Below are 14,937 nucleotides of genomic sequence, written 5' to 3'. Positions count from 1 at the left end.
AGCGCCTCCTCCGTCTCGTCGGCACCAGACGTCATCGTGTCGGGCCGATGCGCGACGATCGACACGCGACCGCGACGCCGGATGCACGGCGTCGGGGATCGGCGCGATCGGCGGCCGGGAGTGGGACGCTGTGGGCGTGCAGATCATCCGGCTCAGTCGTCAAGCGGTGTCACTGAGCGAGGACGTCGAAGACCACACGCTCGAATGGCACCTCCCCGCCGACGCGTTGCTCGGCGACGTCCTCGTTCGGGCCGTCGACGACCGCTACCTTCCGCGAATGGTCGGCAGCGCCTGGACGTTCTGGTTGCTGGCTCCCGAGGGCTCGGAGCGTTCCGGGGTCATGACGGCGGTCTGCGTCCAGAGACCATGGGGTCGACGGATCGTGACGCCGGGTGCGCGGCAGCTCTCACAGCCGCTGGGAGAACTGGGCGAGTGGACTCAGGCCGACGGGGCGCTCTCCGTCCACTTCGGGTACAGCTCGGCGGGAGGCCCACGATCGGTTCGCCGTCTCGCTCGAGAGCTTCGTCGGCCGTGACGACGCCCTGATCACCGGACCAGCGCCTCCTTCTTGCCCCGCGGCGCCGCCAGCAGCGCACGGCAGGATCGTTCCTGTCACACGCGGTCGGACGGCCCCGACGCAAGGCGGCGGGTCATGTACCGGAGGTCGAGCCACTCGCCGAACTTCGTGCCGACCTCGCGCAGCACGCCGGCGTCCTCGAAGCCGAGCGACGCATGCAGCCGCACCGACGCCTCGTTGCCCGCCTCGATCAGCGCCACCATGACGTGCAGGTCGTCCCGCGTCGCGCGCTCGATCAGCTCGGTCATCAGCGCTCGTCCGAGACCCTTGCCCTGCTGCCCCGGCCGGACGTAGACCGAGTTCTCGCAGGTGTGCCGGTAGCCGTCCTTCGCGTGGAACGGCCCGAAGCTGCCGTAGCCGACCACCTCGTCGCCGTCCACCGCGACGATCGCGCTGCGCCGCGCCTCCTGATGGCTGGTCAGCCACTCGCGTCGACCCTCGAGGGTCGGGGTGACGTCGGTCCAGATGGCCTTCGAGTGCGCGACGGCGTCGGCGTGGATCTCGAGGACGCCGGGCAGGTCGGCTTCGGTCGCGGTGCGGATCGGCATGCCCACGAGCCTAGGAGAGGGGCCGCGGCCTCCGCCAGCGCGCTTCCCCGGCGGCTCGAAGGCGGTCGCCCTAGGCTGGCAGGCGTGTCGACACGCATCTACATCACCTCTGCCGAAGGCCACACCGGCAAGTCCACGATCGCGCTGGGCGTGCTCGACACGCTCAGTCACGAGGTGGGCCGCGTGGGGGTGTTCCGACCCGTCGCCCGGTCGACCGACGAGCGCGACTACGTGCTCGAGCTGCTGCTCTCGCACGACAGCGTCGACCTCGCCTACGACGAGTGCGTCGGCGTCAGCTACGACGCCGTCCACGCCGACCCCGACGCGGCGCTCGCCACGATCGTCAGCCGCTTCGCCGCCGTCGAGCGGCAGTGCGACGCGGTCGTCGTGATCGGCTCCGACTACACCGACGTCGGCAGCCCCACCGAGCTCTCGTACAACGCCCGCATCGCCGCCAACCTCGGCGCGCCCGTGCTGCTCGTGCTCGGCGGCCGCAGCGCCGACGGCCAGACCCGGCGGTCGGGTGCCGACATGCGCCAGGTCGCCGAGCTGACCACCGCCGAACTGCGCTCCGAGCACGCGAGCCTGCTGGCCGTCGTCGCGAACCGGGTCGACCCCGACCACCTCGACGAGGTCGTGGACGGCATCGGGCACGCCCTCGAGGCGTCGCCGACCGGTCGCGTGCCGATCTGGACGCTGCCCGAAGACCGGGTGCTCGTCGCCCCGACGATGCGCGCCGTGCTGCAGGCCACCGGCGCGACCCTGCTGCGCGGCGACGACGCCCTGCTCGACCGCGAGGCGCTCGGGGTCGTCGTGGCCGCGATGTCCATGGAGAACGTGCTGCCGCGCCTGACCGAGGGTGCCGTCGTCGTCGTGCCGGGCGACCGCTCGGACGTGCTCGTCGCCACCGTGCTCGCGCACGCCTCCGAGACGTTCCCGTCGCTCGCCGGCATCGTGCTCAACGGCGGGTTCGCCCTCGCCCCCCAGGTCGAGCGCCTGCTCGAGGGGCTCGACAGCCCCCTGCCGATCGCCACCACGAGCACCGGCACCTACGACACCGCCCTCGCCATCACCCAGACCCGGGGCCGACTCGCCGCCGACTCGCCCCGCAAGTACGACCTCGCCCTCGCCCTCTTCGAGACGCACGTCGACGGGGCCGAACTGCTGCGCCTGCTGCAGGTCAGCCCGTCCGGCGTCGTCACCCCGCTGATGTTCGAGTACCAGCTGCTCGAGCGGGCCCGAGGGGCGCAGAAGCACATCGTCATGCCCGAGGGCGACGACGACCGGGTGCTCCGGGCCGCGTCGACCTTGCTGCAACGCGGCGTCGCCGCCATCACGCTGCTCGGCGACGAGACGGCCATCCGCGCCCGAGGGGCCGAGCTCGGTCTCGACCTCGCCACCGCCCGCGTGCTCGACCCGTTCGACCCCAGCCTGCAGGTGCTCTTCGCGACCGAGTACGCCAAGCTGCGGGCGCACAAGGGCATCGCGGTCTCGCAGGCGATGGACACGGTCACCGACGTCTCGTACTTCGGCACCATGATGGTGAAGCTCGGCCTCGCCGACGGCATGGTGTCGGGCGCCAAGCACACCACGGCGCACACCATCCGGCCGGCGTTCGAGGTCATCAAGACGCTGCCCGACGTCGGCGTCGTGTCGAGCGTGTTCCTCATGGCGCTCGCCGACCGGGTGCTGGTCTACGGCGACTGCGCGGTCATCCCCGACCCGACGGCCGAGCAGCTGGCCGACATCGCCATCTCGTCGGCGCAGACCGCGCAGCAGTTCGGCATCGAGCCGCGCGTCGCGATGCTGAGCTACAGCACGGGCGACAGCGGCTCCGGTGCCGACGTCGAGAAGGTCCGCGCCGCCACGGCCCTCGTCCGCGAACGCCGACCCGACCTGCTCGTCGAGGGGCCGATCCAGTACGACGCCGCGGCCGACCCGACCGTGGCCGCCGCCAAGATGCCCGAGTCCGAGGTCGCCGGTCGGGCGACGGTGTTCATCTTCCCCGACCTCAACACGGGCAACAACACCTACAAGGCCGTGCAGCGCAGTGCGGGCGCCGTCGCGATCGGCCCGATCCTGCAGGGCCTCCGCAAACCGATCAACGATCTGTCGCGCGGGGCGCTCGTCGGCGACATCGTCAACACCGTCGCCATCACCGCCATCCAGGCCGGCACGCAGGCCGCCGCAGCCGAGGCCACCAGCACCAGCACCAGCACCGCCACCAGCACCAGCACCGAAGGAGCCTCCTCGTGAGCACCGTCCTCGTCGTCAACTCCGGCTCGTCGTCGTTCAAGTACCAGCTGATCGAGCTCGAGGGGGAGCGCACGCTCGCCAGCGGCCTCGTCGAACGCATCGGCGAGGCGGTCGGATCGACCCGGCACCGCAACGAGGTCACCGGCGACGAGACCCGCAACGACACGCAACCGATCGCCGACCACGCCGCCGGCTTCGCCGCGATGCTGACCGCCTTCGACGCGCACGGTCCGTCGTTCGCCGAGTACCCGCCCGTCGCGGTCGGCCACCGCGTCGTCCACGGCGGAGAAGAGTTCGACCGCGCCACGGTCGTGACGACCGACGTCGAGAAGGCGATCGAGCGTCTGTCGGCCCTCGCCCCGCTGCACAACCCGGCCAACCTGCAGGGCATCCGGGCGGCGAAGGAGGCCTTCCCCGACGTGCCCCACGTCGCGGTCTTCGACACGGCGTTCCACCAGACGCTCGCCCCCGCGGCCTACACGTACGCGATCGACGCCGAACTGGCGAAGAAGCACCACGTCCGCCGTTTCGGGTTCCACGGCACGTCGCACAAGTACGTCAGCGAGAAGACCGCCGAGTTCCTCGATCGCCCCCTCGCCGAGCTGAAGACCATCGTGCTGCACCTCGGCAACGGTGCCTCGGCCGCCGCGATCGACGGCGGACGGTCGATCGACACGAGCATGGGCATGACGCCCCTCGAAGGGCTCGTCATGGGCACGCGCTCGGGCGACATCGACCCCGCCGCCGTCTTCCACCTGCACCGAGAGGCCGGTCTCGACTTCGCCGAGCTCGAGACGCTGCTCAACAAGGGGAGCGGGCTGCTCGGCCTGACCGGCAGCGGTGACATGCGCGACGTGCAAGACAGTGCGTCGAGGGGCGACGCCGTCTCCGAGGCGGCGCTCGCCGTCTACCGGCACCGCCTGCGGCACTACATCGGCGCCTACGTCGCCCAGCTCGGCGGCCTCGACGCCGTGGTCTTCACGGCAGGTGTGGGCGAGAACAACGCCCTGCTGCGTCGGCGCACGTTGATGGGACTCGAGTTCTTCGGCATCCACGTCGACGACGACCGCAACGAACTCGCCTCCCGCGACGCGCGCTACATCTCGCCCGAGGGCTCGAAGGTCTCGGTCCTCGTCGTCCCGACGAACGAAGAACTCGAGATCGCCCGGCAGGCCGCCGCCGTCAGCTGAGACGTCGGGCCGGGTGGACGACCCGGCCGCCCCGACGACGCGAGAGAGCCCCGGCGCGCAGGTCGCGCCTCCGGGGCTCTCGTGTCTCGGTCTGCAGCCTCCGGGCCGTCGGACGACGACCAGGAGGCGCGGGTCAATACTTGATGGTCGCCAGCGCGTCCGAGACGGGGACGTCACCCGAGACGGCCTCGAACTGCGTCTTGACCGCGGTGCCCTCGATCAGCGCGGTGGCGATGATCTCGGCCACGTCGGCGCGGGGGATGCTGCCACGCTCGACCGTCGTGCCGACCGTGACCTGGCCGGTGCCGGCGTCGTCGGTCAGGCCGCCGGGACGGACGATCGTCCAGTCCAGGCCTTCACGACGGCGCAGGTCGGCGTCGGCCTCGCTCTTCGCGCGCATGTACACCTGGTACACGTCGTCGTCGTTCGCGGCGGGGAGCTCGGCGCGGGCCGGGTCGAAGTCGTCCGTGCCGATGGCCGAGACCATCACGTAGCGCGTGACGCCCGCCTTCTCGGCGGCGTCGGCCAGCAGGACGGCCCCGTCGCGGTCGATGGTGAGCTTCCGCTCGGCGCCGCTGCTGCCGCCACCACCCGCGGCGAAGACGACGGCGTCGGCTCCGTCGAGGTGGCCGGCGAGCGTGTCGACGTCGGTCTTCTCGAGGTCGAGGACGAGGGCACGGGCCCCCGCGGTCTCGAGGTCTGCGGTGTGGTCGGGGTTGCGGACGATGCCGACGGGGTCGTGCCCGGCGTCGGCGAGTCGGCGTTCGAGGAGCTGGGCGATCTTGCCGTGTCCTCCGGCGATGACGATTCTCATGCCCCCAGGCAACACCCCGGGTCGCGGCGACCACTCAGTTGCCGCTAAACTCGTCGAGGCTCCTCACGTGGCGTCATCCAGGCCAACTCCCCCAGGGCAGAAATGCAGCAAGGGTAACCGGGCTCTGGCGGGTGCGTGAGGGGTCATTCCTCTTTTTCGGGGCCGAAGGCCCCGTGTCCCCCCTTCGTGGGGGTGCGCGATCCGGGCGATCGCCGTCTATGCTCGGCAGCACGACGAGACCGAACCAGCTCGTCGGGAGCGACCAACCACCGCTCCGGCCGCACCCCTCACCACGGTGCGACCACGCGCGACGGCGCCGTCGCACCCGCACCACACGATCAGGATCAGGACAGATGAGCCCCTCACCACGGCACGTCAGCAGCACCCGCACCAGGCGAACGAGCCCGCGCACCGCGCGGTAGTCCCGTTCGCCTCGTCGTCGTCCCCGGGCGACGGCACCGCGGCACACAACAGAACAGCAGCACCTCTCGCCTCACCAGCGGGAGTTCTTCGGATCAGGCGGCGGGCTCGTCCCGTCAGGAAGAGGCACACCCATGCGAAGCCAGGCGATCGAGCGTCCCCGGCGCTCCCACGCGTCCCGCGCACTGAAGGCGACGGCCGCGGCCGTCGTCGCGGCGGTGGTCGGCGCGCTCGTCGTCGTCGTCCCCGCCCAGGCGGCCACGACCGACCGCAGCGAGGCCGAGGCCTCGCTGGTCGGGGGCTCGGGCATCGTCTCGCTCGACCAGGTCGCCGCCCTCGGCGGGGCCTACTCGGCCTTCGGCACGACGCAGAACCCGCCGACGTCCCGCAACCCCCTGAACCTCACCGTGGTGAACGCCCTCTCGGTCGGCCTCGGCAACGGCTTCCGCCTGCTGGGCGCGAACGGACTGCTGCAGCTCGGCGTCGACGGCCAGTACGCGAGCGCCACCGCGACGGGCGCCACCGCCTCGGCCGGCCTGATCGGCGCCGACGGTTCGATCGCCGCGGGCAGCGGGACCCCCGGTGCCGGCGCCACGCTGAACCTGCAGCCCCTGCTGACCTCGGTGCCCGCGACCAACGGTGTCCTCTCCGACGTCCGCCTCGGCCTCGGCTCCCTCTCGTCCCAGATCAGCCAGCAGCGCGGAGCCACCGCGGGGACGCCGACGACGGCCTACCAGGTCGCCGGTGCGCGGTACACGATGACGAGCCCGGCCGTCCAGGGAGTCACCACGTCGCTCCGCGGCACGGTGACCGGGCTCGGATCGACGGTCAACGCGGTCGCCGGCAGCGGTGCCGTGACCGGGCTCGCCACCTCGATCACCGCACCGCTCACCACCGCCGTGAACGGGCTGCCCCTCGGGGGAGCGGTGACCCTCGGTCAGCCGGTCGTCGGGGTGACGGCGACCGTCGACCTCGACTCGACGATCTCGACCGAACTCGCGAGGCCCCTGACCTCGGGCCCGGTGACCATCACGCCGAGCACGGGTCAGATCGTCATCGACTTCGGCGCCCTCAACGGCCTACCCGCGAACAGCGACCTCCTGAGTCCCGCGACCATCACGGCCATCACGAACGGCGTCACCGACATCCTGCAGAACCAGCTGCCGACGAACCTGGTGGCTGCCGCGAACGCCGCCGTCCGGGCCACCGCGGCGACCGTCGACCTCCGTGTCGGTCTCGGCATCGACCTCGGTCTCGCCACGGTGAACGAGACGCTCACGACCCGCACGGTGACGACGATCGGCCAGCTGCTCGACGGCACCACCCCGGCGACCGCCACGACCGTCACCGGGTCGGGTCTCGTCGGAGCGCTCGGCGCCACCGTCCTCCGCAACGCGCTCCTCCCCGTCGTCGGCACCCTGCTCGGCTCCGTGGGCGGCCTCTACTCGCCTCTCGTGAACGGCACGGCCCTCGCCGCGACGACGACGACCCTGCGCACCACGACCGCCGCCGTCGTCACGACCCTCGCCCCGCTCACCACGCTGCTGAACCAGCTCGTCCGCGTCACGATCAACGCACAGGACGGCGTCGGCTTCCGCGACGGCCGGGGCACCGACGCGGGCTCGAGCTCGGTCCACGCGGTCAGCCTCTCGGTCCTGCCGCTCGTGAACGCGTCCCGGGTCGACCTCGCCACCTCCACCGTCCGGGCCGCGGCCCTCGCCCCTCTGAGCATCGCCACGCCCACCGCCGGTCAGGTGTTCGTCGTGCCCGACGCTCCCGGAGCCACCCGCAGTGTCACGCTGACCGGTGCAGGCGAGCCCGGCGCCACCGTCAGCGTCGACCTCGGCGCCGGTCTCACGGGCACCGGCACCGTGGCCGCGGACGGCAGCTGGAGCGTCACCGTCGCGAACGTGCCCGCGGGTGCGTACAGCGCCTCCGTGACCCAGGCCCTCGGCACCGCGACCACCGGCCCGGTCACACGCGACTTCACCGTCGTCGCCCAGCAGCCCCTCGTCGTCACCGCGCCCACCGCCGGACGCGTCTTCACCGTCCTCGACGCCGACTCCACGACCCCCGTGATCGTCTCGGGCACCGCCACCCCCACGGCCACCGTCGCCGTCGACCTGGGCGGCGGCCGCACGGCCACCGCGCTCGTCGCCTCGGACGGCACCTGGACGACGACCGTCCCGGACGTGCCCGTCGGTGGTTACACCGCGTCCGTGACGCAGGCCGTCGGTGGCGACGTCTCCGCCGCCGTGACGCGGGCCTTCAGCGTCGTCGCCGGCGCGGGCCTCACGATCACGAGCCCGACCTCCGGCACGCAGTACCGTCTGCCCGGCGCCGACTCGACCCGTGACGTCACCGTCTCGGGCACCGGTCAGGCCGATGCCCCCGTCGCCGTCTCGCTCGGCGGCGGCCGCGACCTCACCGCGACGGTGGCCGCCAACGGCACCTGGTCCGTGACCTTCCCGGCCCTGCCGGTCGCCGCCTACACGGCGACCGCGACGCAGACGGTAGGAGGCGCGGTGTCCGCCCCGCAGACCACCGACTTCACCCTCGTGGCCGCGACCGGCGTGACGATCTCGACGCCTGCGCCCGGTGCGACCCTCACGGTCGCCGACGCCACCTCGACCACCCCGGTCACGGTGACGGGAGCCGCCGAGCCGAACGCCCCCGTCCGGGTCGACCTGGGCGACGGCTACGTGGCCACGACGACGGCCGACGGCACGGGCGCCTGGTCGGCGACCGTCTCGTCCGTGCCCGTCGGGCCCCGGACGATCAGTGTCACGCAGACGGTCGCCGGCGTCGTCTCGGTGCCGGTCACGCAGCCGCTGACGGTCGCCGCCGGTGCGCCGCTCGTCATCGACGCCCCGGCCGAGGGCACCACGGTGCGCGTGGCCGACAGCGCCTCCTCGACCATCCTGACCGTCTCGGGCACCGCCCAGGCCGGCGCCGACGTCCGCGTCGACCTCGGTGACGGCCTGACCGGCCGGGTCACGGCGGACGCCACGACCGGCGCCTGGTCGGTGGACGTCGCCGGCGTGCCCGTCGGCCAGCGCACGATCTCGGCGACGCAGACCGTCGGCGGCACCGTGTCGCCTGCGCAGACGCGCGTCGTGACGATCGTCGCCGGGACCCCGGTCGCCATTTCGACCCCGGCTCCCGGGGCCACGATCCCGATCGTCGGCGGCACCACGGCCGACGTGACCGTCACCGGCACGGCCGACCCGGGGGCGACCGTCACGGTCGGTCTCGGCGCCGGCTTCGAGGTGCCGGCAACGGTCGACCCCGCCACGGGCGCCTGGACCGCCGTCATCCCCGACGTCCCCGCCGGCGTCCGCACGCTCGGTGCGACGCAGACCCTCGGCGGAACCACCTCCGCGCCGGTGACCCAGCCGCTGACGATCGCGCAGGGCACGCCCCTGGCCGTCACGGCACCGCTCGACGACGCCGAGTACTTCGTCCCGGGACCGCAGGACACGACGCCCGTCGTCGTCTCGGGCACGGGCCAGGTCGGGGCGACCGTCGTGGTCGACCTCGGTGACGGGCTCGTCGGCCAGGTGGTCGTCCCGGCCTCGGGCCAGTGGTCCGTGACCGTCGCCGGAGTCCCGGTCGGTCCGCACACGGTCTCGGTGACCCAGAGCATCAACGGCTCGACCTCGGACGCCCTCACGCGGGACATCCAGGTCAGCGTCGGCGGCGACGTCGTCATCACGACGCCCGTCCCCGGCAGCCAGGTGGTCGTCGCCGACGACCAGGGGACCGCTCCGATCACCATCGCGGGCACCGGCGTGGCCGGTCTGCCCGTCACCGTCACGGTGGACGGCGTCGACCAGGCCCCGGTCGCCACCGACACGCAGGGCGCCTGGTCCCTCGTCCTGACCGGGGTCGCCGTCGGCGACCACGTGGTGGGCGCGAGCCAGCAGCAGGGCCCCGACCTCCTCGAGGCCGAGCCGACGGACTTCTCCGTGATCTCGGCCGAGGCCGACCTCACCATCACCGCACCCGGTGACGGCGACGTCATCACGGTCGCCGGCGCCGGCAGCACCACCGCCGTCACCGTGACCGGCACGGCCTACCCCGGTGCCTCCGTCGAGGTCACGCTGGCCGGCGTGAGCACCCCGACGACCGCCGGGCCCGACGGGCTCTGGACCGTCACGGTCCCCGGCGTCCCCGTCGGTGACCAGATCGCCTCCGCGACCCAGACGGTCGGCGGCACGACGACCACGGAGCCCGTGACCCGGGCTTTCGAGGTCGTCTCCGGGGCGGACGTGGTCATCACGACTCCCGCCGGCGACATCAGCTACGTCGTCGCCTCGCCCGCGGCCACGCAGGACGTCCCGGTCGCCGGGACCGCCCAGCCGGGCGCGCGGATCACCGTGACCCTCGACGGCATCGAGGTCGGCAGCACCCTCGCCGACCCCACGACGGGCGCCTGGGGGATCACCCTCGTCGGCATCGGAGTCGGCGAGCGGGTCCTCGGGGCCTCTCAGACGGTGCGGGACACCGTCCAGCAGGCCGACACGCGCGTCGTGACGATCGACCCGGCCGCCCCGCTCACCATCGTGGCCCCGGCCGACGGCGTCCCGATCGTCCTCGCCGACCCGTCCTCGACCACGACCCTCGTCGTGTCGGGCCAGGCCGAGCCGGGCGTGGTCGTCCGCGTCGACCTCGGCGACGGCGTCTTCGACACGGTCACGGCCGGCACCACGACCGGCGCCTGGTCGATCTCGTTCGACGACGTCCCCGTCGGCACGCGGACGATCGTCGCGACCCAGACGGTCGGCACCTCGGTCTCGGCCCCCGAGACGCGGGTGGTGCAGATCCTCGCCGGTGACCCCCTCGTCGTCGACGCTCCCGCCGACGGTTCCGTCGTCGACGTGGCCGGACCGGACGTCGTCTCGACGGTGACGGTCTCGGGCACCGCGGCCGCGGGCGCCACCGTCGACGTGGTCCTGGACCCCGCGACCGGTGCCGACCTCGTCGCGACCGTCGTGGCGGACCCCACCACGGGCGCCTGGTCGGTCGCCGTGGCCGGCGTGCCCGTCGGTACGGTCGACCTGTCGGCGACGCAGAGCATCGGCGGGACCACCTCGCCGGCGCAGGAGAGCTCGTTCGAGGTCCGCGCGGCCGCCCCGGTCGTCATCGTCGACCCGGACGACTCCGTCTTCACCGTGCTCGACCCGGCAGGCACCATCGACGTCCCCGTCTCGGGCACGGCGTCACCGGGTGCCGAGGTCTCGGTCCGGCTGAACGGGGGAGCGGCCGTCACCACGACCGCGGACCCCGCCTCGGGTGACTGGTCCGTCGTCTTCACCGACCTGCCCGTCGCCACCTACCAGGTGACAGCGTCGCAGGCCGTGGCCGGCACGACCTCGACCCCGGTCCTGGCGGCCTTCGAGATCGTGGTCGGCGACGAGCTGACCGTGCTGCAGCCCACGCCCGGTGCCGTCGTGACGGTGGCCGACGCGAACGCCTCGACCGCCGTCACGGTCAGCGGCACGGCCGAGCCGGGGGCGACCGTCCGCGTCGACCTCGGCGACGACCTCGTGGCCTCGACGATCGCCGACCCGACCACCGGCGCCTGGAGCGTCGTCGTGGCAGGCGTCACGGTCGGCGAGCGCACGCTCACCGCCACCCAGGCGCTCGGCACCTCGGTGTCGCCCGCCGTCACCCAGCCCCTCTCGGTGGTCCCCGCCGCCGCGGTCGTCATCGAGGCTCCTGCCGTCGGGACCGTCGTGGCGGTGGCCACTCCGGACGCGACCACCGACCTGGTCGTGTCGGGCACGGCCGAGCCGGGCGCCGCGATCGGCGTCGACCTCGGCGACGGCCTGACCGCCACGGCCACGGCCGACGGCACGACCGGCGCCTGGAGCGTCACCGTGCCGGGCGTCCCGGTCGGCGACCGCACCATCGCGGTCACCCAGACCGTCGACGGCTCGACCTCGACCCCGGTCACACGGGACGTGTCGATCGTCGTGGCCCCCGCCGCGCCCGTGATCGTCACCCCCACCCCGGGTGCGACGGTCTCCCTGCTCGACCCGGCCGGCACCACGTCGGTCGTCGTCTCGGGCACCGGTGAGCCCGGCGCCACCATCGCCGTCTCGCTCGGCACGGGCCTCACGGCCGGCGCCACCGTCGGGCCCGAAGGCGACTGGCAGGCGACCGTCGACGGAGTCCCCGTCGGCGACTACACCCTGACGGCCACGCAGACGATCCGGGGCGTGACCTCGGCCGCGGCGACGCAACCGTTCACGGTCGCGGCGGCGGCGGGTCTCGTCGTCGACCGGCCCACCGACGGCACGACGGTCGTCGTGCTCGCCGCGGGCGACACCGCCCCGGTGGTCGCGTCCGGCACGGCCCAGCCCGGAGCGACCGTCACGGTCGACCTCGGTGACGGCCTGGTCGGGACGGTCGTGGCCGACCCGACGACCGGCGCCTGGAGCGTCACGGTCGACGGCGTCCCGGTCGGCGATCGAACCGCCTCGGTCACCCAGACCGTCGACGGCGCCGTGTCGACGCCGATCACGCGGGACGTGTCGGTCGTCGTGGCCGCTCCCGTGACGATCACCTCGCCGCCCGCCGGGTCGTCGATCGTCGTCGAAGACGCCGACGACACCACGGACGTCACGGTCACCGGCACGGGTCAGCCCGGCGCGACGGTCGTGGTCGCGGTGGGCGACGACCTCTCCGAGACGACCACGGTGACCCCTGAGGGCACCTGGACCGTCACGGTGGGCGACGTGCCCGTCGGCTCGTACCCGGTCGTCGTCACGCAGACGGTCCCGGCCGGTTCGACGACTCCCGCCACCCAGCAGCTCGACGTCGTGGTCGGCACGCCGGTCACGATCACCGAGCCCGCCCCGGGTGCCACCGTCGTCGTCCTCGACGGTCAGACCACGCCGGTCACGGTGTCGGGCAACGCTCAGCCCGGCGCGACCGTCACGGTCTCGCTCGGTGACGGCCTGACCCAGGCCGTCCCGGCCGACCCGACGACGGGGGCGTGGACCGCGACCTTCGACGCCGTGCCGGTGGGCGCCGGACCGATCTCGGTGGTGCAGCAGTACGGCACCGTCACGACGGTCCCCGTGACCCAGCCGTTCGCGGTGGTCGCGGCAGACCCGATCGAGATCACCGACCCGGCGACGGGCACGCGCCTCCTCGTCCTGTCCGCCGACTCGACGGTGGACCTGCCGGTGACCGGTTCGGCGCAGGTCGGCGCGACCGTCGCGGTGACGCTCGACGACGGCACGGCCGTCACGGTCGACGTCGACGACGACGGCACCTGGACGACCACCTTCGCGGGGGTCGGCGTGGGCGAGCACGTGGTGTCCGCGACGCAGACGGTCGCCGGGGCCGAGTCGGCTCCGGTGACGACCACGGTCGTCGTCGAGGCCGCCGCCACGCTGACCGTCACGGCGCCGACCGACGGGCAGCAGTACCAGGCGGGCGACTCCGGCACCGCGCCGGTCGTCGTCCGCGGCCAGGGACAGCCGGGCGCGCCCGTCGCCGTCACGGTCGACGGGGGAGACCCCGTCACCACGACGGTCGACGACGCGGGCTCGTGGCAGGTGCCGGTCGTGCTCGCCACCGGGACGCACACCGTCTCGGTCGTGCAGACCGTCGGCGACGCGACCAGCGTCCCGGTCGAGGTGCAGGTCGTGATCGTGCCCGCCCCGGCCGACCCCGCCGTCGCCCCGACCATCACCTCGCCCGCCGACGGGCAGCTCGTGACCGACGCCGACGGTGACGGCTTCGTCGACCTGCCGGTCACCGGCACGGGCGAGCCCGGAGCCACCGTCACGGTCTCCGTCGGCGGCACCACGCAGACGGCGATCGTCACGGACGGCGGCACCTGGTCGGTGACCCTGCCGGCGGTCCCGGTCGGCACGCGCACTGTGGTCGTCGAGCAGACGGTCGCAGGCGTGGTCACCGGCAGTGCGTCGGTGGACGTCGTAATCGCCCCCGCCGCCGAGGTCGCCCCGCTCGTGGTGACCTCGCCCGAGCAGGGGTCGATCCTGCCCTCGGGCACGGAGGGCACGGCCGACGTCCTGGTCGGCGGTTCGGCCCAGCCGAACGCCTCCGTGGCCGTCAGCCTGGACGGCGGCCTGCCGGTCACGGTCGACGTGGACGCCGACGGCGCCTGGTCGACCACGCTGGTGGGCGTCGAGCCGGGGCAGCACACCCTGTCCGTGACCCAGACCGTGGGAGGCGCGGTGTCGGCACCCGAGACCGTCGTGTTCACGGTCACCGCGGCCGCGAACACCGACGCCGTCGTCATCACCTCGCCCGCTCCGGACGCGTTGATCGCCGACGCCGACGGCGACGGCGTCGAGGACGTCACGGTGACGGGCACCGGCACACCCGGTGCGCTCGTCACGGTCGACCTCGGAGAGGGGACGACGCAGGTCACGGTCGTCGCCGACGACGGCACCTGGACGGTGACGTTCGTGGGAGTCCCGGTCGCCGCCTACGTGCTCACCGCCACGCAGACCGCGGACGCGGGCACGACGACGGCCACCCAGGACCTCGTCATCGCCGCGATCGATCCGATCGTCATCACGAGCCCGCTGCCGGGCTCGGTGTTCCCGGCCGGTCAGGACGGCACCGCGACCGTGACGACCACGGGTACGGCCGAACCCGGCGCGACCGTCACGGTCCGGCTCGACGCGGGGGACGTCGAGGGCGTCACGGTCGACGACGTCGCCGCGGCCGCGGTCCTCGCCGCGGATCGCGTCCTGGTCGTCACGGCGGACGCCGCGGGTGACTGGACGGTCGTCTGGGAGGACGTGGCCGTCGGGCCGCACGTGGTCGACGCGACGCAGACCGTGGCGGGAGCCACCTCGGCCCCGGTCACGACCGGCTTCACGGTGACGGCGGCGGCCAGTACGCCGGGTACGCCGGGCACGCCGGGCACGCCGGGCACGCCCGGGACCCCGGGCTTCCCGGGCCTGCCCGGTGCGGGCGGCGGCTCCGGCAACGGAATCGGCGGGGTCGCGACCACGGGCGTCACGGGGCTCGCGTACACGGGCTCCGACGTCCTCGGCGGGTTCTCGCTCGGGGCCTTCGCCCTCCTGCTCGGGCTGGCGCTGGTGCGTCTGCGTCGACGGGGGAGGAACGTGGCGGAGTAGC

5 protein-coding genes and 1 other RNA gene are annotated in these 14,937 nt (G+C 73.5%); 4 read left to right on the top strand and 2 right to left on the bottom strand.

The window, feature by feature from the left end; translation table 11 throughout:
• Positions 1-612: 612 nt before the first annotated feature.
• Complete coding sequence (locus BIV04_RS04820; protein WP_071254489.1) at positions 613-1,125, bottom strand: GNAT family N-acetyltransferase; 513 nt, start codon at positions 1,123-1,125, stop codon at positions 613-615.
• Positions 1,126-1,209: 84 nt separating this feature from the next.
• Here BIV04_RS04820 and pta point away from each other — a divergent pair, with 84 nt between their 5' ends.
• Both pta and BIV04_RS04810 read left to right on the top strand, forming a co-directional pair.
• Positions 1,210-3,381 carry a phosphate acetyltransferase gene (pta, locus tag BIV04_RS04815; RefSeq protein ID WP_071254487.1) on the top strand — a complete coding sequence of 724 codons (2,172 nt, stop codon included), beginning with the start codon at positions 1,210-1,212 and terminating at the stop codon, positions 3,379-3,381.
• A complete protein-coding gene (locus tag BIV04_RS04810; protein ID WP_071254485.1) occupies positions 3,378-4,571 on the top strand; it encodes an acetate/propionate family kinase in 1,194 nt (397 codons plus the stop codon). Before pta ends, BIV04_RS04810 begins: the two co-directional genes overlap by 4 nt.
• A gap of 133 nt (positions 4,572-4,704) precedes the next feature.
• Here the strand turns inward: BIV04_RS04810 and BIV04_RS04805 are convergent, their stop codons facing one another.
• Positions 4,705-5,385, bottom strand: a complete 681-nt coding sequence (locus BIV04_RS04805) for an SDR family oxidoreductase (RefSeq protein WP_071254483.1) — start codon at positions 5,383-5,385, stop codon at positions 4,705-4,707.
• 54 nt (positions 5,386-5,439) lie between these two features.
• Here BIV04_RS04805 and ffs point away from each other — a divergent pair.
• Together ffs and BIV04_RS04795 are read left to right on the top strand one after the other, a co-directional pair.
• Positions 5,440-5,536: signal recognition particle sRNA small type (gene ffs / locus BIV04_RS04800), an RNA gene on the top strand.
• A 403-nt stretch (positions 5,537-5,939) separates the two neighbouring features.
• Entirely contained in the window at positions 5,940-14,936 is an 8,997-nt protein-coding gene (locus tag BIV04_RS04795; RefSeq protein ID WP_071254481.1) for a hypothetical protein, read from the top strand.
• Position 14,937 lies beyond the last annotated feature (1 nt).

It is taken from the genome of Frigoribacterium sp. MCBA15_019 (assembly GCF_001864945.1).
Lineage (GTDB): Bacteria > Actinomycetota > Actinomycetes > Actinomycetales > Microbacteriaceae > Frigoribacterium.
Note: the sequence above shows the minus strand (reverse complement) of the source record. Positions and strands in the feature narration are given on the sequence as shown.